At 60.7% G+C, this 23378-nt stretch carries 20 protein-coding genes; 10 read left to right on the top strand and 10 right to left on the bottom strand.

Annotated features, from left to right (window positions below; translation table 11 throughout):
* The first annotated feature begins 250 nt into the window (after positions 1–250).
* Positions 251–1195 carry a LysR family transcriptional regulator gene (locus tag BAMB_RS31985; protein ID WP_011661294.1) on the top strand — a complete coding sequence of 315 codons (945 nt, stop codon included), beginning with the start codon at positions 251–253 and terminating at the stop codon, positions 1193–1195.
* Positions 1196–1397: 202 nt separating this feature from the next.
* Here the strand turns inward: BAMB_RS31985 and BAMB_RS31980 are convergent, their stop codons facing one another.
* The 4 genes from BAMB_RS31980 to BAMB_RS31965 form a co-directional block, all read right to left on the bottom strand.
* On the bottom strand, positions 1398–2102 hold the full coding sequence (locus BAMB_RS31980; protein ID WP_011661293.1) for a haloacid dehalogenase type II: 705 nt from the start codon (positions 2100–2102) through the stop codon (positions 1398–1400).
* A gap of 139 nt (positions 2103–2241) precedes the next feature.
* A complete protein-coding gene (locus BAMB_RS31975; protein ID WP_011661292.1) occupies positions 2242–3906 on the bottom strand; it encodes an MFS transporter in 1665 nt (554 codons plus the stop codon).
* 317 nt (positions 3907–4223) lie between these two features.
* Positions 4224–5120, bottom strand: a complete 897-nt coding sequence (locus tag BAMB_RS31970) for an oxidoreductase (RefSeq protein ID WP_011661291.1) — start codon at positions 5118–5120, stop codon at positions 4224–4226.
* Positions 5121–5125: 5 nt separating this feature from the next.
* Positions 5126–6337, bottom strand: coding sequence for an MFS transporter (locus BAMB_RS31965; protein WP_041491821.1), 1212 nt, complete (start codon positions 6335–6337; stop codon positions 5126–5128).
* A gap of 142 nt (positions 6338–6479) precedes the next feature.
* Between BAMB_RS31965 and gcvA the strand changes: the two genes are divergently transcribed.
* A complete protein-coding gene (gene gcvA, locus BAMB_RS31960) occupies positions 6480–7412 on the top strand; it encodes a transcriptional regulator GcvA (RefSeq protein ID WP_041491820.1) in 933 nt (310 codons plus the stop codon).
* Between the two features lie 132 nt (positions 7413–7544).
* Here the strand turns inward: gcvA and BAMB_RS31955 are convergent, their stop codons facing one another.
* Complete coding sequence (locus BAMB_RS31955) at positions 7545–8447, bottom strand: LysR family transcriptional regulator (RefSeq protein ID WP_011661288.1); 903 nt, start codon at positions 8445–8447, stop codon at positions 7545–7547.
* Between the two features lie 123 nt (positions 8448–8570).
* Here BAMB_RS31955 and BAMB_RS31950 point away from each other — a divergent pair, with 123 nt between their 5' ends.
* From BAMB_RS31950 to BAMB_RS31940, 3 genes are read left to right on the top strand one after another with little or no spacing between them, the layout of a single operon-like run.
* Positions 8571–9827 (top strand): CaiB/BaiF CoA transferase family protein, encoded by a 1257-nt coding sequence (locus BAMB_RS31950; RefSeq protein WP_011661287.1) that lies wholly within the window; start codon positions 8571–8573, stop codon positions 9825–9827.
* Between the two features lie 21 nt (positions 9828–9848).
* Positions 9849–10265, top strand: coding sequence for a PaaI family thioesterase (locus BAMB_RS31945; protein ID WP_011661286.1), 417 nt, complete (start codon positions 9849–9851; stop codon positions 10263–10265).
* Between the two features lie 19 nt (positions 10266–10284).
* Positions 10285–11169 (top strand): HpcH/HpaI aldolase/citrate lyase family protein, encoded by an 885-nt coding sequence (locus BAMB_RS31940; protein WP_011661285.1) that lies wholly within the window; start codon positions 10285–10287, stop codon positions 11167–11169.
* Here BAMB_RS31940 and BAMB_RS31935 read toward each other — a convergent pair.
* The 5 genes from BAMB_RS31935 to BAMB_RS31915 all read right to left on the bottom strand — a co-directional run bounded on the left by BAMB_RS31935 (position 11117) and on the right by BAMB_RS31915 (position 17159).
* Complete coding sequence (locus BAMB_RS31935; protein WP_011661284.1) at positions 11117–12826, bottom strand: GMC family oxidoreductase; 1710 nt, start codon at positions 12824–12826, stop codon at positions 11117–11119. The two genes, BAMB_RS31940 and BAMB_RS31935, sit on opposite strands and share 53 nt — an antisense overlap.
* Before the next feature lie 163 nt (positions 12827–12989).
* Positions 12990–13559 (bottom strand): thiamine pyrophosphate-dependent enzyme, encoded by a 570-nt coding sequence (locus tag BAMB_RS31930; RefSeq protein WP_011661283.1) that lies wholly within the window; start codon positions 13557–13559, stop codon positions 12990–12992.
* 13 nt (positions 13560–13572) lie between these two features.
* Positions 13573–14109 (bottom strand): hypothetical protein, encoded by a 537-nt coding sequence (locus BAMB_RS31925; protein ID WP_011661282.1) that lies wholly within the window; start codon positions 14107–14109, stop codon positions 13573–13575.
* Positions 14110–14312: 203 nt separating this feature from the next.
* A complete protein-coding gene (locus tag BAMB_RS31920; protein WP_011661281.1) occupies positions 14313–15794 on the bottom strand; it encodes an aldehyde dehydrogenase in 1482 nt (493 codons plus the stop codon).
* Between the two features lie 240 nt (positions 15795–16034).
* Positions 16035–17159, bottom strand: a complete 1125-nt coding sequence (locus tag BAMB_RS31915; RefSeq protein WP_011661280.1) for a branched-chain amino acid aminotransferase — start codon at positions 17157–17159, stop codon at positions 16035–16037.
* Between the two features lie 341 nt (positions 17160–17500).
* On the opposite strand from BAMB_RS31915, the gene BAMB_RS31910 reads away from it, so the two are divergent.
* The 5 genes from BAMB_RS31910 (at position 17501) to BAMB_RS31890 (ending at position 23353) form a co-directional block, all read left to right on the top strand.
* Positions 17501–18277 (top strand): AraC family transcriptional regulator, encoded by a 777-nt coding sequence (locus tag BAMB_RS31910; RefSeq protein WP_011661279.1) that lies wholly within the window; start codon positions 17501–17503, stop codon positions 18275–18277.
* 350 nt (positions 18278–18627) lie between these two features.
* A complete protein-coding gene (locus tag BAMB_RS31905; protein ID WP_227739246.1) occupies positions 18628–19593 on the top strand; it encodes a helix-turn-helix domain-containing protein in 966 nt (321 codons plus the stop codon).
* Positions 19594–19671: 78 nt separating this feature from the next.
* Positions 19672–20610, top strand: coding sequence for a SphA family protein (locus BAMB_RS31900; protein WP_011661277.1), 939 nt, complete (start codon positions 19672–19674; stop codon positions 20608–20610).
* 22 nt (positions 20611–20632) lie between these two features.
* A complete protein-coding gene (locus BAMB_RS31895) occupies positions 20633–21862 on the top strand; it encodes an MFS transporter (RefSeq protein WP_011661276.1) in 1230 nt (409 codons plus the stop codon).
* A gap of 36 nt (positions 21863–21898) precedes the next feature.
* A complete protein-coding gene (locus BAMB_RS31890; protein WP_041491818.1) occupies positions 21899–23353 on the top strand; it encodes an amidase in 1455 nt (484 codons plus the stop codon).
* Positions 23354–23378 lie beyond the last annotated feature (25 nt).

The following is a 23378-nucleotide window of genomic DNA, read 5'->3' as shown; positions in this document are numbered from 1 at the left end:
CCGCGGGTCGAGCGCGCGGTGCTCGCGCTTGCTCGCCGGCCGGGTTGGCGTCTCTGCTCGTACACGAGCGGCTTCCCGTATCGACCAGGCGAGAGTACGTGTCCAGATTTCGTATGCGTGAGCACCATGCGCATTCGGAATACCATGCGTCGGATCCGGCATTGAGCAAAGACGCGCGATGTAGGACAGTGGTGTTTTCGTACCCGTAGAGTCGCCACGGGCGTCTCTCAGAACTTCTTTCGGAATTGAAATGGAAGCGAAATGGCTGGAGGACTTCCTGTCTTTGGCGGAAACAAGAAGCTTTTCTCGCGCTGCCCACGATCGCCACTTGACCCAATCGGCCCTGAGCCGCCGGATCGCCGCACTCGAGACCTGGCTGGGTGCAAAGCTCATTGATCGTACGGTCAGTCCCGTACGCTTAACGTCAACCGGGGTCATGTTTCGCGGCCAGGCTGCCGAGATACTGCGAGGCATCTACGCCGCGCGCACGCTGGCGCACGCCCATGAACTCGTCGCCGACGGTGTGCAGGTGGTGCGCCTCTCCGTCGTGCATACGCTGCTTTTTACCTTTCTGCCACAGCGCCTCAGAAAACTGCGGGACGAACTCGGGCACATCAAGGCAAAAGTCCAGGCGGTCAATATTCCGGATGGCGTGCAAGCCCTTGTGGAAGGCGACACGGATCTGTTCCTTGCCTACCATCACCCGCAACTACCCATCCTTCTCGATGCCAACCGCTTCCCCTTTCTGACGCTGGGCACGGATAAATTGATTCCGGTCTCTGCGACCGATGCAAATGGAAGTGCGGTGTATCGACTGTCTGGCGAGTCTCAAGAGCCAATTCCATTCATGGCGTATGCGCCTGGAACATTCTTGGGCAACGTCGTGGAAATGCTCATCCTGAACTCAGTAGAAACATGCGGTCTGCGGCGTACCTTCGAAGCGCACATGTCCGAGGCCGTAAAGGCGATGGTCGTGGCAGGCAACGGACTAGGATGGCTCCCTGCGAGTTGCATAGCGCGAGAGTTGCAAGAAAAGTCGGTGGCGATAGCCGGCGCAGACAGTTGGGCGACCGACCTGGAAATCCGCATCTATCGCTCGGCAGAAAACCAGAATACCGCGGCCGAAGAGTTGTGGAGCTGGATGAAAAAACACGCTTCCAGTGCTGCATCGCCGACGTCCAGGCTCGAGCGATGACGCGCAACGAATTCTGCGACGACCTTCGCGATCGCGCTGCCGAGAACATAGCCAAAATGATCGGCGTGGCACCCTTTCGATTCACCACGCCGGAACAACACTTCCGTATGCCAACCATACGCTCTCAGTCGGCATCAATACTTCGCCTTCGAAGCCACCATGCACCGGCGCATCCGATGACGAAGCGTCAGGTGTAGTTTGGTTAGACCATCAGATCCGCGAGCGAAGACATGTCGTCAACCCAGATATCCGGTTGGTGCGGCGTGCCTCCGAACGGGCGCTTGCGACGGTCGATGAATGCCGAGCGCATGCCAGCCGACTTTGCACCGATGCAATCGAATGCATGGTTCGCAACGAACAGAACTTCGCTGAGTTTCACCCCCATGATCTCCGCTGCCTTCGTGTAAGTTGCGACGTGCGGCTTGAACGACTCGGCGGCTTTCACGGAAATCACGTTGTCGAACGGAATCTTGTGGTATTCCTTGGCCGTTTCAAGCATGTCGGGATCGCCGTTCGAAAGAACCACGATCTTATAGCGCGTCTGCAGACGTGCAAGTGCCTCGGGAACGTCTGGGAACGGCTTGAGGCGCTCGATGCACGACACGAGATAGCGGACTTCCTCTTGCGTGTACTGGATGCCTGCGCGCTCCAGGGTATAGGCGACCGCACGATGGCCGATTTCACGGTACGGCGTGTGCTCCTTGTGGAGCAGCGCATCGATCATCGAGTTCTCGAAGTGAGTGCGGCGCCACCACGTCACGAACGAATTCGGGTTGCCCGTCCAACCCTTCTCCTTGAGAAAGGGTGCGGCGATTTCCGTCAGCCCCCTCTGCATGTCGACCACGGTACCGTATTGATCGAACATGACAACCTTGATCTCGCTCTTGAGTTGTTCAGCATTACTCATGACTCTTGCTCTCCTGGATAAGATTTGTCGCGGCCCGGTTTCCATTTGCCGTCGCGCAACTTGACTTTAAGAACGCACCATTCATTTATCAAATGGATTTACGGTATCGCGACATTCACTTAGTGAATATTTTGATGGCTTAGTCGTCGCTATAAAGTGCGTCTCGACGAGGTTCTCGGATGAACACCAGCCCTATGACGAACGACACCGCTGCGACTGTCACCGGATACCAGAGCCCGAAGTAGATGTCCCCTGTCTGCGCAACCAGCGCAAAACACACCGTCGGAAGTAGCCCACCAAAATAGCCGTTGCCGACGTGATACGGCAACGACATCGCTGTGTACCTGATCCGTGTGGGGAACATCTCGACAAGAATGGCGGCAATAGGGCCAAGGGTCATCGCTCCGTACGCCATGAGCAGCACAAGCAGAACGAGAATCATCGGGCGATTCACCGTCTCCGGATTAGCCTTCAGCGGATATCCTGCCTCGCCCAACGCCCTGATCGTGGCCACCCTGAACTGCTGCTCCGCTACTTTCGCTTGTGCCGGAGCAAGCCCTTTCAACGAAGGCGCAGCGATCTCCGTTGCGCCAATCTTGACGCGCGTGCTTGACCCGGCGGCTGCATCGACTGTCGCGTAACTTGCGGAATTTGCCGACAGCACACGGCGCGCAACGTCACACGCGCTGTTGAACGATGCGGTACCGGTTGGATTGAACTGGAACGAGCAGTCGGCCGGATCACTGACGATGGCCACCGGCGAAGACGCCTGAGCGGCAGCCAATGCCGGGTTGGCAAAGTGAGTCAACCCATGAAAGATCGGCACGATAGTCAATGCCGCCAGGAACGAGCCACACAGAATGATCGGCTTTCGTCCGATGCGGTCGGAAAGACGTCCAAAGAATACGTAGAGCGGTGTACTGATGACCAGCGCAAGTCCCACTAACAAGTTCGTTGTGCCGGCATCGACCTTCAATGTCTGCGTCAGAAAGAACATCGCGTAAAAAAGCGCGGTGAACCATACAACCGCCTGTCCCGCAAGCAATCCAAACAGAGCCTGCAGGACGAGCTTCAGATAGCGCCACTGACCAAATGCTTCCGACAACGGTGCGCGAGACGTTCGTCCCTCTGCCTTGATGCGCTGGAACGCCGGTGACTCATGCATCGAAAGACGCACATATACGGAAATCCCCAACAGGACGCCGGAAAACAAGAAGGGGATGCGCCACCCCCACACCTCGAACGATGTACCCGTCAGCGAACGCACGGTGATGATCAAGACCAGCGACAGCAGCAGCCCGATCGTGGACGTGGTCTGAATCCATGAGGTCCACCCGCCTCGCTTGTCATGCGGCGCGTGCTCGGCAACGTATGTCGCCGCCGCGCCGTACTCTCCGCCAAGCGCCAAGCCCTGGAGCATTCGAAGAACGACCAAGATAATCGGTGCGGCAACGCCCAGGGTTGCGTAGCCAGGCAACAACCCGACCAACAGCGTCGAGCAACCCATGATGAGAATCGTCAATAGAAACGTGTGTTTTCGGCCGACGAGATCGCCCAGTCTGCCGAATACAAGCGCTCCAATCGGTCGAACAATGAACCCGGCCGCGAAGGTCAGCAGCGCGAAAACAAACGCAGTCGTATGATTCAGACTACTGAAGAATTGCGCAGCAATCAGTGCCGCCAGCGATCCATATAAGAAGAAGTCGTACCATTCGAATACAGCTCCGAGGGAGGCGGCAAAAACCACTCTCCTCTCGTCGGCGCTGAAGGCACTACGGCGTGCCGCGGTGAGCTCGTTGTGCATCTGGGTCTCCTCCTTTCCTTGTCGCGCCGACAGGAACGCCGACGACCAGCCGGCTTCGACACGTAGACTCGTGTCTGGAGGCCTGCAGACTCAACGATAGGTCTGCAGCGTTTATTTTCGAAATGGATATGTTGTATCTAACTATTCACAGTACCAATAAAATACGGTTCGTCGCGGCTTTCCGGGGAAACGCCAGGAACGTCGGCGTTCGGCCCGTTTGAGACGTTCGCTGACCCAATCCGAAAGGCATTCGAAAGGCTCCATCACCTCGAAATCCGTCCGTGACAGCTTCGGGTCGGCTACCGGGCTCCTTGCTACTAGCCCGGACCATCGCTGGCGGCCGCGAGAAGCGGCACGACCAGATCGCTGATCGGCGTCGGAATTCCGTGAGCTCGTCCGCATCGCTGCACCACGCCATTCCGGCAGTCCCATTCGAGGGGGCGGTTACCCTGCCGATCGGCAAGAATGGACGTCCCCAAATCGGGCGGGAAGCGATGGAATCCGTCGACGATCTCCCGCGGCACTTCATCGCCCAGCTTCGCGCCCTCCGCACGTGCGACTTCGAGACATTCCCGCAGGTAGGCGAGCGACAGTTCGGTGATGTCGCTTCGCGAGAACATGCCGGCGCGGCGGCCAGTCAGCACCATGAGGCCAGCCACCGCGTTCTGCAAAAGCTTTCGCCATGCGAGCGAGATGAAATCGTCCGCCACCTCGACCGGGCATCGCGTGCCGTGCAACGCCGAGACCACCACATTGCTCGCCGGCGTATCGGGCACAGTGAGCCGCGGTTTGCCGCGCAGCCACACCGACGCATCCGATTCGCGTTGCGCCGGAAACCAGACGACCGATGGCACGATCGCCGCGCCGGCCGCATATGGCGCGAAGGCGGCTGTTTGCTCGACGCCATTTTGCAGCACGCAGACCACCGTCTTCGCATCGCATAGCGCCGCGATCCAGGGTGCCGCGCTCGCCACTTGCGTCGACTTGACCGCAACGAACACGAGATCGAATCTTTCGTTGACCGCTTGCGGATCGGTCCGCACGGGCCCGGGCACGACGATCTCGCCGCCATCGAAGCGCAGCATCAACCGCTCGTGCGCCGAGCGGCCGCAGATCACCGGCGTGCGGCCAGCGTCATGAAGGGCCGCGGCGACGGTCGTTCCGATTGCGCCCGGACCGACAACGGCGACGGTCGGGTAGTCAGACTTCGTCATGGTGTTCATCCTGTCGAGTGATCTCCGAGATGCGGGCGCAATGCGAGCACGAGCGGAAAAATTGCCAGAGCGGTAAACGCGGTGGCATACGTGGCGGCCTGCACACCGATCTTGTCGCCGAGGAAACCGTAGAGGACAGGCGATATCGCGCCCGATGCGATCGTTCCCGTGTAGAAAATCGCGAATGCGCGCTCCGTGCGCTCGGGCGGGGACATCTGCGGAACGGTTCCGTACAGCACGGACGACGTGCCGTTGAGCATCATGCCCAGAATCGGCAGCAGCACCATGGTAAGCGCCAACGGCAGATACATCACGCCGATGATGCACGCGGCCGTACCGCCTTCCGTGAGCAGCACCGTCCTCACCACACCCATACGCGCGCCAAGCCAGCCACAAAAGAATTTGCCGGCCGCCCCGCCAATGAAAACAAGCGCAAGGGCCGTTCCCAGCAGTTGGGGCGAGATGCCTTTCGCGTTGAGCAGGAAAGGCAAAAAGGTAAGCAGTCCCATGCGTACGGCCGTATCGAGCACGCCAATGGAAAACAGCGCGTTGAATCCGCGCCCCCGGGTGCCCGTGCGTTGAGCGGACGCTTGCTCTTTTGCCGCCGTCTTTCCGGCGCCACTTGGCACGGCGGGAAACCAGAGCGCGATGCCGGCGGCAGCGACGCAGCCCAATCCGGCGACGACCCATAGCGCGTGCCGCCACGGCATCATGGTCACGAGCAGCGAAATGGCTGCCGGCAGCACGGATTTCCCCAGATCGCCGGAAAAGTTGTAGAGGCTCAGCGGGCCTCTCGCGTCACGCCCATAGGTGCGGGAGATTGCGCCCGATGCGATCGGATGTTGCGTGCTGGATCCACCGCCCGATATCGCCAGCGCCACGCACAAACCGAGCAGGCCGCCCGACATGCCGGCGATTGCATAGCCCAGCGCGGCGAGCAGCGTGCCGATCGCGAGGACGGCGCGACTGCCCAGGCGTTGCGCGAGACGTCCTGCCGGCAACTGCAGCACCGCCATCGTGCCGGCATAGAGGCCGCGCAGGATAGCCAGGGCCGCGAAGTCGAGCCCGAACTCGGACTGCCATACGGGCAGCAGCGCGTAGATCATGTCCGTATAGCCGTCGTGGATTGCGTGTGCAATGCAGGATAGCCATAGCACGCGCGGTCGTGATGGCACAGCGTCCCGAGTGACGGGAGGGGAAAAAACCGGCAAGCGCATCGACGTTCTCTCTATACGAGTGGCCGATGGAAGCCACTCGTGGTGTGTTCTTCTGGTTGGACGCGTCAATTTTATGGCCGAGGTATCAGTCATATCAATTGAGCTAAAATCGCGTCAACGGAGAGAAAAAGTCACGTACGTCATGAGCGAAAGCCGAGGTGCTGCGAAGAATCGGGACGAGTTGCCGCCGCTCAATGCGCTGCGCGCTTTCGATGCGGTCGCGCGGCACGGCAGCTTCGCGGGCGCGGCGGCGGAGTTGCATGTCACCCATTGGGCGGTCGGAAAACAGATCCGGCTGCTGGAGGACTGGTTCGGCCTGCCGTTGTTCGACCGTCGTCCGCGCGGCGTCGTGCTGACCGACGAAGGGGCCGTATTGCTGAACGACGTCAGCCACGCGTTCGAACACCTCGGTACCGCGGTGGTGCGGCTGCGCCACAATACCCTCGCGCACCGGATATCGGGCGTCGTGCGGGTCAATGTGCCGATGAGCTTCGCGTTTTGCTGGCTGCTGCCACGGCTTGCCGATTTCCATTCGCGGTATCCCGACATCGACGTCAGGGTGTCGACGACATCGCGCAAACTGCGTTATGTCGCCGACGCTTTCGATATCGGTGTTCGCTCCGGTCCGGAACAGGGTGCGGGCGTCGTATCGCGCCCGTTGATGCCCGACCTGCGCGTGCCGGCCTGCAACCCAGCGTTGCTGCGGCAGCATCCGATACAGAGCGTGGCCGACCTGCGCCATCACACGCTGCTGCATTCGGCCACGACGCGCTCAGCGTGGTCGCACTGGTTGCGGGAAGCGGGCGCTGCCGATCTGCGCGCGGCGCGCCATGTCGAATTCGATCATGTGAATCTTCAGCTCGGCGCGGCCATCGAGGGGCTGGGCGTGGCACTCGCGTCGCTGCCGTTGATCGGGCGCGATCTCGCCGAAGGCCGCCTCGTGTGTCCCATTGCATCGCCTGTATGGCGCGCCGACGACTACACGCTGGTGACGAACGCCGATCGCGCCGACGATGCCGCGGTGTCCGCGTTCGAGCAATGGATGGAAAGCATGGCGAGCCAAGAGGCTGGATAGGCTTGCAGATCAGGGCAGGCGGCGTACTACTTTCCGGGCCCACACGTTGAGGCTACGCGTCGGGCGCTAGTGACCCAATGCGAAATATCGCCACCCTATTGCGGAAAAAATCGGTTCATCGCAACCGGACCGTCAGAGCGAGGCGCAGGTACTGGCAATCAGGCTCCGCATCCATTTGTGCGCCACGCTGTTGTCGTTGCGACGATGCCAGTAGATGTCCCACGAGAATGGCTCCGACGGGAATGGCAATGCGCGCACCGCCAATGGTTCCGATGCGAAACGCGCAGCCAGCTTGCCGGAAATGACGGCGATCAGTTGAGTCTCGCGAAGGATCGGCGGGATCAGCAGCCAATGCGGGACCTTCGCCACCACATTCCGGGAATAACCCTGGTCGGCCAGGACGTTATCGACAAAACGTATGTCGGTCGGGCTCATCGCCACCCGAAGATGATCCGCATTCAGAAAACGCTGGAGCGTCAGCTTGCCCTTCGTCAGCGGGTGATCGGCGCGCATGACGCACACCATCTGGTCCATGAACAGCTTCTCGCTCCGTATATTCGGCGCGGGTTGCAATTGCATGCTGACACCGAAATCCAGTTCGTCGCTTTCCAGCGCCTTGATCGTTCGCTCCGGTGACAGGTGGAGTACGTCCAGCGTGACGCGTGGTGCGGATTCCGACAACGTAGCGAGTAGCTGGGGCAACAACAGGCAACCGACCAGATCGGACATTCGCGCGGTGAATTCACGCTCACTCGTCGCGGGATCGAAATTGACGTCGCTCGACATCAGCCGCTCTGTCTGCCGAAGAATCTGCCGCACGGACTCACCGAGCTCAATGGCCCGCGGCGTGGGCTCCATCGCCCCGCCGGAACGAATGAACAGATCATCCTTGAACAGATGACGAAGTCTGGACAGCGCGTTGCTCATGGCAGGCTGACTCATCGGAATTCTCAGCGCGGCCCGCGTCACATTCCGCTCCCGCATAAGCGCATCGAAGATGACAAGCAGGTTCAAATCTACGGAGCGGAGGTTCATCCCGGTGACCTTTATCGCGAAGACAATCGATCATACTTTACATGAATGTTTAGATATAGAAAATCCATTTCAGAAATATAGATGCTGCCGCTATGCTGGCTCAGACACATTGAGGAGAGCCAGATGGACGCGGGATTCGCAACGTTCGATAGCGGCACGTCAGCACGCCCCCTTGAGGGAATACGGATTGTCGATCTAACCCGAGTCGTGTCAGGTCCATTCGCGACCATGCATCTGGCCGATCTCGGCGCTGACGTCATCAAGATCGAGGAACCCACCAGCGGGGACGACAGCCGAGCGTTCGGGCCGCCGTTCGTCGCAGGCGAAAGCGCCTACTTTCTGTCCGTCAACCGTAACAAGCGTAGTTGTGCGATCGACCTGAAGAGCGACGCGGGACGACAGATTCTGCTGAGAATGATCGAGACCGCGGATGTCGTCGTTGACAACTTCCGACCCGGCGCCATGAAGCGCCTCGGCCTCGATCACGAGACGTTGCGAAGTATCAATCCCCGGCTGATCTGCTGCTCGATCTCTGGTTTCGGCTCACAAGGGCCCGATGCGCAGCGCCCTGGTTACGATCTGATCGTGCAGGGTGAAGCCGGCGTCATGGACATTACGGGCGACCCGAGCGGCCAACCGACCAAGGTTGGCACATCGATCGCGGACATGATCGCGGGCCTCTTCGCCGTACAAGGCATCCTCTCGGCACTGTACGAACGAAATCGAACTGGCGTTGCACGCTCGGTTCAAATTTCAATGCTGGATGCACTCGCTTCGTTGCTCACCTTCAACGCGGGCATTTACTTCTCCACCGGGGCATCGCCGACCCGACGGGGTAACGAACACCCGACCATCTGCCCGTACGAGACCTTCCAGGCATCCGATGGATGGATCAATCTGGGTGTGGCGAACGACAAATTCTGGAAACTGTTCTGCGAGGTGGCCAATGCGTCCGATCTGGTCGACGATCCACGCTTTGCAACTGCACCACTGCGCGTGAGCAATCGACACGAGTTGCGGCCGTTGGTTGCCGCGCTCCTCCGGGGCAACAGCAGAGCTGATTGGGTCGAAAAGTTGGGTAACGCTGGCGTCCCGTGCGGCTTGATTCGGACAGTGGGCGAAGTGTGTGAAGCTGCGCAACTGACCGAGCGCGGGATGATTCTTTCGATGGATCATCCCATTGCAGGGGTGGTGAAAAACATCACAAACCCGGTTCGCCTGGACGATGCGCCCATGACCCACGCATCGCCACCACCGATGCTGGGCCAGCACACGCGTGAGATCCTCGAATCGCTTCTCGGGCTCTCCGCGCATCAACTCGATGAACTGGCCGCTCGGGGCGTGATTCGCGATCGGGCGGAGCAAACCGCTCAACAATAGCCAGAAAACGTACTCAATATCATGGACGAATCACAAGCACGGATCGCGTTCGAGAACGCAATCCAGACGTACCGCCAAGACTTCAATACCTTTTTTCTGGCCCGCCTGTTCGGGATGAGCGTCGAGTACGGTGAAACCTCATGTACCGTCACGATGCCGATTCGCGACTTCATGTATAACCCGCAAGGCTCTCTGCATGGGGGGATAACCGCGACACTCCTCGACATCTCGATGGGGCACCTGCTCAAACATCACGTGGGGGCAGGCGCGACACTCGAGATGAACATCCAGTACATGCGGGCAGCACGCGAGGGAACCCTGACAGCTTGCAGCCATTTCATGCGGAAGGGGCGGCAAATCTGCTTTCTCCAGTCGACCGTGTCGGACGAGTCCGGCGCCCTCGTAGCGAGCGCAACGTCGATCTGGAAAGTGCTATGAATTTCGACAAAGGACGCATATGAAGCAATCTACGCTGTCCCCTTCCGAGCGCGCGCCTCGAGACTCGAGCGACCAGCGACTGCTGGAAAGTGCGACGTCTTTTCTGTTCGTCCCTGGCGATCGCCCCGAGCGTTTCCCGAAAGCGCTGCAGAGCGACGCAAATGTCGTCATCATCGACTGGGAGGCCTCGGTCATAGCGTCCAGCAAGAACGTCGCAAGACACAACACAATCGCTTTCCTCGCTAACTCGGACGGCCGTCGAGTAGCCATCCGCGTCAATCCCGTGAGTAGCAGCGACTTCCATCTTGATGCCGCGGCGTTGCACCGGATCTCCGGTCAAATCGCTGGCGTATTTCTGACCATGGTCGATTCGGCGGATCAAGTGACCATGGCCCAGGAGGCACTTCCCCCCAACACGACGCTTGTCGGAATGATTGAGACGGCCCGAGCGGTGGTCCGTGTCGACGAAATCGCGTCTGCGCAGCCACTCTGCCGTCTTGCATTTGGCAACATGGACTATCAGACCGACGTCGACCTCCCGCCCGACGAGCACGTCGGCCTGATATATCCGAGCTCGAGAATCGTTGTGGCTTCGCGTTCTGCCGGCCTGCCTGCCCCAATCGCCGGCGTCACCGAAAATATTGCCGATCTGGATGTGTTCGAACACTCTGCTCGCTTCGAACGCAACCTCGGGTTCCTCGGCAAGCTTTGCGTCCATCCAACTCAGCTCGCGTTGACACAAGCGATCTTCGCTCCCTCTGCAGCCGAAATCGAATGGGCCGAGAGAGTCATTACCGCAACGCAAAATACGCACGCGGTCATGATGGATGGCCGCATGATTGACCGACCGGTTATCGAACGGGCGAGGAAGATTCTGAATCGCGCGAAAGTGGTTCTCGACTGATCGATATCTTGCTGCTTCCGCCGGTGTTATTTTTCGCGTCCTGCTTGATCATGTCCGATGCCTTCTCGGCAATCATGATGACTGGAGCGTTTGTATTGCCTGACACGATTGTCGGCATAACGGATGCGTCGACTACACGCAATCCGTCGATACCACGCACCCGAAGTCGCTCGTCGACCACCGCCATCTCGTCGCTCCCCATCTTCGCCGTTCCGACAGGGTGATGAATCGTGGCCCCGGTTCGCCTGGCAAAATCGAGCAGCTCATCGTCACTGCCAGCCGAGGACCCGGGCCCCACTTCGTGCGAGATATACGATGAAAGTGCAGGTGCAGAAGCAATTTGCCGCGCGATCTTCATGCCATCCACCAGCGTCACGCGATCGCTTTCCGCATGCAGGAAATTCGGACATATTTTGGGCGCAGCCATCGGATCCGCCGACGCAATGTGTATCGACCCGCGACTGACCGGACGCAACGGAGACGGGCCAATGGTCATGCCCGGCTCCGGGTCCAAAACCCGCTTCACGGGATCCTTGAATGTCGCATCAGCAATCGTATATTGGATGTCCGGCGTCGCAACGTCCGGCTTGGTACGCACATAACCGCACACCACCCCTGCTGCGAACGTCAGCACACCGCGTCGCTTGAACGCATACTTGACGACCTCTTTAGCGAGGTTCAGACCATGCACCTTCTCGTTAACCGTAATTGGCCTGGTTACCCGCCAGGACATGCGCACGATGAAGTGGTCCTGGTAATTCTCGCCCACCCCAGGCAACGCGTGACGCACCGGTATCCCGTGAGCTCGCAAAATTTCGGGGTTCCCGATGCCGGAGAGCTCCAGAAGCTGCGGCGACTGCACCGCGCCAGCCGCCAATATCACCTCTCGACGAGCCTTGACGGCACGAGCTCGCCCTCGTTGCACAAAGGTAACACCCGTTGCGCGTTTTCCCGCTAACGTGACCGACGTTGCGTGTGCTTCAGTTTCAACCTTGAGATTCGGACGCCCCATCACCGGCCGCAAATACGCCCGGCTCGTCGACCAGCGACGGCCATTTTTTTGCGTAACCTGAAAGTATCCGAACCCTTCCGTGTCACCCGAGTTGTAATCCGGATTGATCGGATAACCACACTGCGCTGCGGCGGCAATGATCGCATCGGGAACTTCACCATGCTCGTAGAGATCCCTGGTATTCAAAGGCCCGCCTCTTCCGCGCCACGGCGCCGGCGTACCCTCCCAGTTCTCCGCTTTGCAGAAGTACGGCAGAACCTCGTCCCACGACCAGCCGCGGTTCCCAAGCGCAACCCAACCGTCGTAGTCTTGCCTCTCGCCGCGCACATAAAGCATCGCATTGATAGAGCTCGTCCCACCGAGCACACGGCCGCGCGGAATCGAAATCGGTCGATTGTAAGTGTACGGATCCGGTTCGGACCAGAATCTCCAGTTGAGCCGCGGCATATCCAGCGTCTTGATATACCCGACCGGGATATGAATCCAGATATTTTTGTCTCGCCCGCCGGCCTCGAGCAGAAGCACGGAAACACTGGCATCCTCGCTTAACCGAGCCGCTAGCGTACAACCGGCCGAACCCGCGCCGACGATGATGTAATCAAACTCTTCAACCGCGTCTCCGTGATGGTCGATTCCGCTCTCCATCATTTTCCTCTTTTATGTTTCGACATGGTTCTGCACGATGCGTGAAGGCCGGCTCTCGGCGATTCAGTCCGTCAACCTGCCATTTACACAACTTCCTCGTTGCTTATTGAGCAGATTCACCGGGCCCTCCTATCGAACTTCCCTGATGCCGGATCGTAATCTTCTACAGAGCGAGAATGAAGCGGTTTGCGATCGCTGCACCATCCCGCATCGGAATCGTTCTCGGCTGGTCACCCGGTACGATCTTCAGGACCGCGACTTTCGTGCCATCGCACGCCTGAATTTTCTCCTTCAGCAATGTCAATTCGCTGTCCGAGGTAAGCGTGACCGCATTCTTGAGCCCACAGCCCCGGGCCACTGCAGCCAGATCAGTTCCGATGCCTGTCGCGGTACGCTGCATTCCCGTTTCCGCATACTGTTCGTTGTCGAGCACGACGATTGCGAGGTTCGGCGGGCAATGTTGAGCGATCGTCGCAAATGCACCCAGGCCCATGAGCATCTCGCCGTCGCCGGTGAATACGATGACGGGACGCCGCGGCTGTGCAAGGGCGAGACCGAGGCCCACCATGGCTGCTGAGCCCATCGCGCCCCAGTCGTAGAAATTGAGCGAATGATCGCCCGCCGCAAAGACATCGTAGATCGGTGATCCCAGGCCCGCGACGACGATCGATTCCTTCCTGTCATCAAGCAGGTGTGCAACTGCGGCGCGGCGTTCCAATCGAAGTTCATTCATCTTTGCTCTACCTTTACTTTGCCCAATTTTTGCGACCGATAAGTCGCTGTGCCAGGAGAACTGCGACGCATCGATTCGAGTAGAACGCGTGATCAAGCGCACCCGAGCAAATCTCCCCGACGGCTTCCGGATCCTCCGCGCGAAACACGTCGAATCCCATCAATTCCAGAGCCGCACCGGCTCGCTTCCCCATCGGAATCTGCCACGGTATGAACTCGGCAAACTCTCCTCGCATCGTGACCAAGAGGACCAACGGGAGGCGACAGTTTTCTGCGAGCGTGAACATGTTCAAGCAGTTGCCAACCCCCGAAGACTGCATGAGAACCACACTTCGCTTCCCACCGAGCCATAGCCCGGCTGACAGCGCGACGCCCTCCTCTTCCGTTGTCAATACGGTGGTACCAATGTCGGCGTCCTGCTCACACAAATGAATCAACCCACGATGCCCTCCATCCGGCACGTAGGAAATGTGCCCGACATTGGAAGTCTTGAAGGCTGAATGAATGTCATGCTGCCAAGGACGAATGTTCTGATCAGCGTCTGAAGTCATCGGAATATGAGACCAAGTAGATACAGCAAGCCTACGATCCCGCACTGGCTTCCATGCCCGTTATTGTTGTCCGTCAAGGCATTAACTCAGTAGTGCGAAATCAACCGACGCCTTGTCGAGGTAAAGATCTAAAGGCGCCCTGGAAAGAGTCGTGAGGCTGAACGCGTACGACCTCTCCAAGGTCATACGGATTACCTCACAAGCTACTCGAGCCGCATGACGAACGGATTGGCAGGTTTCCCGGTAGCGTTGTTGATCCAGACCGTCTTGTTTTGCATGTACGCTTTGATCATCTCCTGCCCACTTTCTCGCCCGAGGCCACTGTCCTTCACGCCGCCAAACGGCGCCATGTAACTGAGCGCTCGGTACGTATTGACCCACACCGTGCCCGATTGCAATCCCTTCGTCATTCGGAACACGCGCGCCATGTCCTTCGTCCATACACCTGCCGCGAGGCCGAAATCCGAATGGTTGGCCAATGCCAGTGCCTCTTCCTCGTCTTCAAACCGAATAACAGCAAGGACCGGCCCAAAGATCTCACGCTGTGCCAGCTGGGAGTTGTTATCGACGTCCCGGAAGATGGTCGGCTCCACGAAGAGGCCGCCGTTGGGATGATCGTACGGCTTGCCGCCCCACACCAACACGGCCCCCTCCTTCCGCGCATCCGCGATGCAACTCAGAACCTTGTTGTAGTGAGGCACGTTGGCGAGAGGTCCGTACTGAGTGTCCGGCTCGAGCGGATCACCGATCTTCACGTCCTGCGCCATTTGACGGATCTTCTCGAGAAACCCGTCGTAAATCGAACGCTGCAGCAGTAACCGCGAACCGGCAATGCAAGTCTGACCGGCCGCGGCAAAAATGCCGGACGCCACACCCGCCGCCGCGGCATCGAGGTCCGCATCCTCAAATACGATGTTCGGCGACTTCCCACCGAGTTCCAGGGTGACGTGCTTCAGATCTTCCGCGGCGGCCCGATTGATCGCCTTGCCAGCCGCATCGGATCCAGTGAACGCGATTTTTGCCACGTCCGGATGCGTGACAAGCGGCGCACCAACGGCCTGCCCGGTTCCACACACTACGTTGATCACACCCGGGGGGAATCCGGCCTTCTCGAAGAGTTCCGCAAATGCGAGTGTCGATGCGCTGGCAAACTCCGACGGCTTGACGACGAATGTATTGCCCGCGGCAAGCCCCGGCGCCAGCTTCCAGGTCAGCAGCAGCAACGGGGAGTTCCACGCCGTAATGGCAGCCACAACGCCGAGCGGTTCCCACGTCGTGTAAACGAAGTGATCCTTCTTCTCGATCGGCAAGACACTGCCTTCGATTTTGTCCGCGAGGCCACCATAGTAGTAGTACCACTGTGGGAGATTACGCAGTTGAATCAACATCTCGCTCAGAAGCTTTCCGTTGTCTCGAACCTCGATCTCCGCGAGCCGCTGCGCGTTCTCAGTGATCAAGTCTCCGAGTCGACGAAGCATCGCGCCCCGCGCGGTCGCCGACGCTCCGGCCCAGGACGGTGACAGGAATGCGGCACGCGCAGCCTTCACCGCCGCATCGACGTCCTCTGCGGTGCTATCCGGGATCTCGCACCACGTCTCGTTACGATATGGGTCAAGACTCGGCAACCACTTCCCGGACGCTGACGGAACGCGCCTACCATCGATAAAGTTTTCAAATCTCTGCATGATTCGCGATTCCTCTTAGCTCACTGTTCCGTACAGTCAGATAGCAATATAACGACGGGGTGCGTTCCGGAGCATTTCGTTTTGATATCGGACCATTGATGCCAGCAATACTACGGGTAGGGCGACGAACGTAGCTGCCGGCGGGCGGTCTCAAATTAATTTGCCATCCTTATCGAATTAGATTCGTTCGATTCGCTCTCTAACGCGGTCAACCATCCCTATCGAGTTTCAGCGCTTGGCTCAGGCGCCGCCGGTCACCCGCGACAGCCAGCCGTGTGTATCCGGCGCCGTGCCGTGCTGAATCGCCAGAAGCCTATCTCTCAGATTCGCTGCGACGGGACCGGATGCGCCACCATTCACCACGATATCTTCACCAGTGGACGATTTGGCGCGCCCGACTGGCACAAGAACCGCCGCCGTTCCGCATGCGAATACTTCTGTAATTGCCCCAGAACGACACCCTTCGCGCCACTCCTGAACATCGATGCGCCGTTCTTCCACTTCATATCCACAATCTTTGGCAACCGTCAGTAGACTGTCCCGCGTCACTCCCTTCAACAGCGTGCCCGTCGCCTTCGGCGTGACGAGCGTTGTTCGATCTCCGTTTTTGAAAACAAAATACACGTTCATGCCGCCCAGCTCCTCGATGGTTTGCCGATCGAATGCATCCAGCCAAACCACTTGCTCGCAGTCATGTGCCGCGGCTTCGGCCTGTGCAGCGAAACCGCCCGCGTAGTTGCCGGCACACTTCGCTTCGCCGGTGCCCCCACGCGCAGCGCGAATATATTTGTCCGATATCCACACCGTGATCGGCGCCAATCCATTGCGAAAGTATTCGGAAACCGGGCTCGCAATCACGGCAAAGGTGTACGACTGCGATGGTTTCGTGAGCAACCGCACATCCCGCGCGAACATCATCGGACGCAAGTACAGCGCCGCGCCGATGGCATCGGGCACCCACGTTCGTTCAATCTGGACAAGTGCGTTGAGCGACGCCACAAACATCTCTTCCGGAACCGGAGGCATGGCCATGCGTTCCGCACTTTCCCTGAATCGACGGGCGTTCATTTCCGGACGAAACAGTGCGACGCCACCGTCGGGGGTCGCGTAGGCCTTCATCCCCTCGAATATTGCCTGGCCGTAGTGGAGAACCGTGGACGCAGGATGCATTTCGAAAGGCGCCACGGCGGCAATACGGAAATCGTGCCAACCTTCCGTGGGCGAGTACTGTGCTGTGAGCATATGGTCGGTAAAGAGCTCGCCGAAGTTGAACTTCGACTCCATCAATCTCTTCCGCTCGTCTGCGGAGCGAGCCGTTGCGGACAGGTGAATCGCAATCTCTGCGCTCTTACTTTGCGTGGTCATCGTATCTAGGGCCTAGTCGTTGGTTGATCCGGGAACCGTTCCGTGCGGAGCGGTGCGAAGTAAAGGTAGCCCCGACATATCGAAGTGTCTTGAACCTTTGTGCGCGTTACGCCCTTTCCTCTGCGCAGCCCTCCTGCATTGCCCGCGAGCCAGCTTTGTGCGACGATGCCAGCCAAAGCCGAAGTGAGATAGAACCTTGGACGAGGGATCGAACAAGTGCCCTCGGACGACACACATTGCACCGCAGCATGGCATCCTTGCGACCTGGCGACCAATCCGCTGCCCCAACTACACCGGAGAAAACCGGGCGTGTCGATCGCTCGGGATCCGGGCGGGACTGGATGCGCGTATCTTCCGACGATGCCCTTTTTTATCGAATCGAGGCTTTTTTCAGAGGCCGAGCGTATGGCCCGCATCGTCACGACACTTATGCGGTCGGGATAACCACCGCTGGAATTCAATCGATCCGCTATCGGGGCGAATTGGTGCATAGCTCACCGGGCGATACCGTCGTCATTCACCCGGACGAGATACACGATGGGCGGGCCGGAACGGTTGCTGGATATTGCTATCGCATCGTTCATCTGCAGCCGGAAGCGCTTCAGCAAATTCTCGGCCAAACTTCCCTTCCGTTCATCAAGGAAGGCGTGTCGCAAAACGCGCAGCTATATCAAGCGATATGGGCGATGCTCAGAGAGTTCGACCGCCCGCTTGAACCGCTCGAGCGTACAGATCTACTGTTTGATCTGGCTATGGCCCTGCAGGCCGCCGCCGGAACAGCCAAAGCAAAGCACACCGGCAACATCAAGGCAGCGCTGATCGCTCGCGATTGCATCCGGAGCGCGCCTAGCCAGCGGATCGAGTTGGATGTGCTCGCGAGGGAGAGTGGACGCGACCGATGGAGCCTGTCGCGCGACTTCCGGCAGTTCTTTGGAACGAGCCCTTCCAGATACATGACAATGCGTCGACTGGATATCGCCAGGCGTCTGATGTCGAATGGCACGCCGCTAGCCGAGTGTGCGGTCGCGGTGGGCTTTGCGGACCAAAGTCATATGTCTCGTCAGTTTGTCGAGGCGTTTGGATTGACGCCCACTCGATGGCTGACTATGTTGCGATGAACACCGTGCCGGTCAACGCGTGCCGCATCGGCCTTTGACCATAGCGTCGACCGATCCGTCATTGTGTGAGCCAAGCACGTCATGAGGCAGCGGCCCGCGGGCTGCTGCCTGAACCGTCCGCGGAACTGCTGGAGCAGTTGATCAACGGACCGGCGACGCCGGCCGAAGTACAGGACCTGACGCAGGCATTCCCACCGGGCTCGCCATACGGTGAGCTCGGGTAAAAACGACTTGCCAATGTCTTTTTGGCGAAACAATGTCGCCGGGAATCTCCTTCGTCACCCGCCATCATGAAAGACGACCCGGTGCACCTCGGTCGGTCCATTACTCGTTCGCAAGTCGATCCTACGTTGGGCGCGACGCCATTCAACCGGCGCTTCACGTGCAATGACGTCGACAGCCATGCGGAATGTACGCACGGCTGGTCCATCCGGCTCGATCAATTGTCGCCCGGGCCGTTCCAGGGCACGCTGCACGAAATTCGTTTCGACGGCATGCAGTTGCTGCGCGAACGCGTGAATCGCGCGCTGCTCAAGCGCGGCGATCAGCGCGCCGGCAGCACATCATTCAGCATCCCGCTGGAAACCGCGGGCGCCGGATACTGCGGCGGCACGCCGCTGCGCGACAAGGCATTGCTCGTCTCCGGCGGTACGTCGCTGCCCGAGCTGCGCACGCCCGACCATCAGGACGTCGTGCTGCTGACGGTGCCGACCGACACGCTGCGCACGCTGGCATGGCTCGCCGATGAAGACGACGGCGACTGCACCGGAACCTTGTCGAACGAAACCAGCGTCGTCCGTGTGCCGGCCGCCCGCTACGACGCGTTGACATCCCTGCTGGTGGCCAGCTTCGATGCGGCCGACACGTCCGAGCGCCCGTTCGCGCTGCCGCAAGCGCGCAGGACGCTACGCGACGCCATTCTGGTCGAGCTCGTCGACGCGCTGGAAGCAGCCGGCCGCCCGGTTCGCCTCGATCCGTCCGCGCGCCGCCGCGTCGTCGAGCGCGTGCGCGAACTCGTCGTCTCGCAGCCCGACGCGCCGCTGACCGTGCTCGACGTGTGCCGCGCGGTGGGCGCAAGCCGGCGCAAATTGCAGTATTGCTTCGAGGAGATCCTCGGCACGCATCCCGCGTGGTACTTGCGCGTGCTGCGGCTCAACGCCGTGCGCCGCGAACTGCGCGAGCATTCTCCATCGAACGCTTCGGTCAGCGACGTCGCATGCCGCTGGGGCTTCTGGCACCTGAGCCGGTTCGCGGCGCACTACCGTGAACTGTTCGGCGAACTGCCGTCCGACACGCTCAAACGCCCATCGCGATAATTACCAAAAGCGGATAACGCGCCGGATTTTGACGTTCCTAGACTCCGTACACATTTCAACTGTACGGGGAACGGCACGATGAAGATCCTCAGACGTCCGCACGGCGCGCAGCGCCGCGGCGCACGGACGACCACCGTCGCAATCGGCGCATTGGCGGCCACGCTCGCCTGCAATCCCGCCCGGGCGCTCGAAAACGACGGTCCCATCACGCCGTTCGGCGTGTTCGATTTCGGCGCGGGAATCGCCCCGCCGCCCACGCCCAACGGCACGCTCGCGACGCGCTTCGCGTACTACTCGACTCACACGCTCCGCAACGGCGGCAACGCCGACTTCTCGCTGACTGCCGCGTCGTGGAGCCTCGCGTACATCAGGATGACTAACGTCAAATTGTTCGGCGCCAACGTCGGCTTCGGCGCGATCGTGCCGTTCCTGAACCTGAACGGGCACGTAAACGTGCCGACGCCGGCAGGAACGCTCGCGATGTCGGCCAATCCGACCAATATCGGCGATGCGGACTTCCAGCCGCTGATCCTCGCGTGGACGCTGCCCAATCTGTTCGTCAACATCGCGCTGCAGGCGCAGGCGCCGACTGGTGCCTATCGCGCGTCGCGGCTCTTCAATCCCGGCGTCAACCACTGGACCTTCTCGCCGATCATCGGCGCGACCTACATCACCGACAGCGGATTCGAAATCTCGACCAGCATCGAGATCGACCAGAACACGACCAATCGCGCGACGAACTATCGCAGCGGCACCGGCTTTCGCCAGGAATTTGCGGTCGGCCAGCATATCGGCCCGTTTACCGCGGGCCTCGGCGGCTACATCGAGCGGCAGTTGAGCAACGACCATGGCCCGAACGTCGACGGCAACCGTGCGCGCGTCAACGCGCTGGGCCCGGCGATCAGCTACGTCGAACCGGGCAGGCCCGCGATATGGCTGCACGCATACAAGGAATTCGGTGCGCAAAACCGCGCGCAGGGGTACCAGGTCGCACTGCGTGCGGCGCTGTCATTCTGATGTTCCGTTTCGGGAGTCGTCGATGAATCCGTTTTCTTCAACGCCCGCCGCGCGCTATGCGGGTGCCGTCAGGCAGGCCGGCGCACGCCAGGGCGCCGTGCTGCTGCTCGGCAGCAGCCTCACCGTCATGGGCGCGGTGATGATCGCACCGATCCTGCCCAAACTCGCAGCCGAATTCGTGCCGGCCGATCCGCGGCTGGCCGGGCTCGTGCCGCTCGTTGCGACCGGCCCGGCGCTCGCGATCGCGCTGTGCGCGCCGCTCGCCGGCTGGCTTGCCGATCGCGTCGGACGCAAGATGCTGCTGTTGCTCGCCACGCTCCTGTACGGCCTGGTCGGCGCCGCGCCAGCATGGCTCAACGACCTCGGCGCGATCCTCGCCTGCCGGTTCGCGCTCGGCGCCGCGGAAGCGTGCGTGATGACGTGCTGCACGACGCTGATCGGCGACTACTGGCGTGGCGAACAACGCGTACGCTACGTGAACCGGCAGGTCGTCACGATCGGCCTTGTCGGCACGGTGTTCTTCGTGCTCGGCGGCGCCGCCGGCGAGCACGCGTGGCGCTATCCGTTCTATCTCTATCTGCTGCCGATCCTGCTCGTGCCGGCGATCGCGACCGTACTGTGGGAACCGCTGCGCGACGGCGAACCCGCCGAACCGGGCGATGGCGTCACGACGCTGTCCGGTGCCCGGCTCGCATCGACGCTCGCCACCGGCTACGTGCTGATCTGCGTCGGAATGGTCAGCTCGTTCGTGGTTCCGGTGCAGATGCCGCAGCTGATAATCGACATCGGCCAGCGCTCGTCGACGGTGATCGGCGCGGTAGCCGGCGTCGGTCTGCTGTCGACGCTGGCCGGCTCGATCGCATGGCCATGGTTGCGGGGTGCGCTCGGCCGCCGCTTCGTCAACGTCGTGCTGCTTGCGCTGCTTGCGACGGGCCTCGCCTTGCTGGCCCGCGCCCATACGGTACCGGCCATCGTCGCGGCGGTCGTGATTCACGGCTTCGGCGGCGGGATGCTGGTTCCCAATGCAGTCCTGCCGCTGATGCGCAAGCTGTCGCTCGCGATGCGCGGGCGTGGCCTCGGTGGGTTCACTGCCGCGCTCTATCTCGGGCAGTTCGTCAGCCCGCTGGTCGTGTTCGGTTGCGCACAGGCGTTCGGCGGCCTACGCCCCGCCGTGTTCGCGATTGCGGCGGGCACGGCCGTCATCGCGTTGCTCTGGTTGTTGCCGGCAGCTCGCTGCCGCGGCGACGAATGATCCACTCACGTACTCATGTTCTCCAACGATAGACCCATGAAAGACTTCCAGACGCTCATCGCCACGCACGACGGGATCGCGCTCGCGGCACTCGTCCGCGCAAAAGAAGTGACACCGACGGAACTGCTGGATGCCGTCCGCGCGAATCTCGACGCGATCGACCCCATGCTGAATGCCGTTGCGGAACGGCTCGACGACTCGGCGCGGCACGCGGCCTCTGCGTTGACCGGCGGCGAAAGCGTGCTCGCCGGCGTACCGACACTGATCAAGGACCTGTTCATGCCGGTGCACGGCGCACGCATGACGAACGGCTCTTTTCTGTTCGGCGACTACCGGCCCGACTTCGACGGCGAACTGGTGGCGCGCCTGCGGCGCGCGGGCATACCAATCGCGGGAACGTCGCTGTCGCCGGAACTTGGGACATCGTATTGCACGTCGTCCACGCGCTTCGGCATCACCCGCAATCCGTGGAGTCCGCACGTAACCGCAGGCGGGTCGAGCGGCGCCGCGGCGGCGCTCGTCGCTGCCCGCGTGCTGCCGTTCGCGCACGGCAACGACGGCGGTGGCTCATTGCGCGTGCCGGCGTCTTGCTGCGGCGTGTTCGGCTTGAAGCCGACGCGCGGCCGCACGCCGAATGGCCCGATGATCGGCGAAGGATGGGCGGGCATGGGGATCAACCACGCGATCACGCGCTCGGTTCGCGACAGCGCCGCGCTGCTCGACCTGACCGCCGGCGCCGATACCGGTGCGCCGTATGCGGCGCCGTATGAGGCCGACACGTTCGTCGCCGCCACGCAGCGCGATCCACGCCCGTTGAAAATCGCCGTCATCGAACAGGCGCCGCCGTGGCCGCTTCACCCATCATGTCGTGCCGCACTCGACCATACCGTCGCGTTGCTGCGCTCGCTCGGCCATCACGTCGAACCGCTCGAAAGCCCCGTCGATTCGGAAGCGTTCTATGGCCGCGTATTCACGATCATCGGCGCGCAGACCCGCGCGCTGGTCGACGCGGTCGGCAGCCAGCGCGGCCGTGCCGTACGCGACGACGAAGTCGAGGCCCGCACGCGCATCATCCTTCGGGAGAAGGGTAATGTCAGCGGCGCGGAATATGCGGGCGCCGTCGACTGGATTCATGCGCTGGGCCGCACGTTCGGCGGTTTGATGGAGCGCTACGACGCGCTGCTGACGCCGACGCTCGCGATGCCGCCGCTTGCGCCGGCCGAACTCGCCACCACGGACGACACGCAATCGCTGAGCGAAGTCATCGAGCGATCGCACCGGTTTTCTCCATTCACCGCATGGTTCAACGCGACCGGCCAGCCCGCGATGTCGGTGCCGCTTTACTGGGACGAGCAAGGCCTGCCGATCGGCAGCCATTTCGCTGGGGCGTTCGGTGCGGAATCGCTCCTCTTCTCGCTCGCTGCTCAACTCGAGCGTGCGCAACCTTGGGCGAATCGCGTACCGCCTCTATCCGTTGGGTTATGCGTATAGCGCGCTTCGCGGGGCGATGATTCCC

It is taken from the genome of Burkholderia ambifaria AMMD (genome assembly GCF_000203915.1).
In the GTDB taxonomy this organism is placed as follows: domain Bacteria; phylum Pseudomonadota; class Gammaproteobacteria; order Burkholderiales; family Burkholderiaceae; genus Burkholderia; species Burkholderia ambifaria.
Note: the sequence above shows the minus strand (reverse complement) of the source record. Positions and strands in the feature narration are given on the sequence as shown.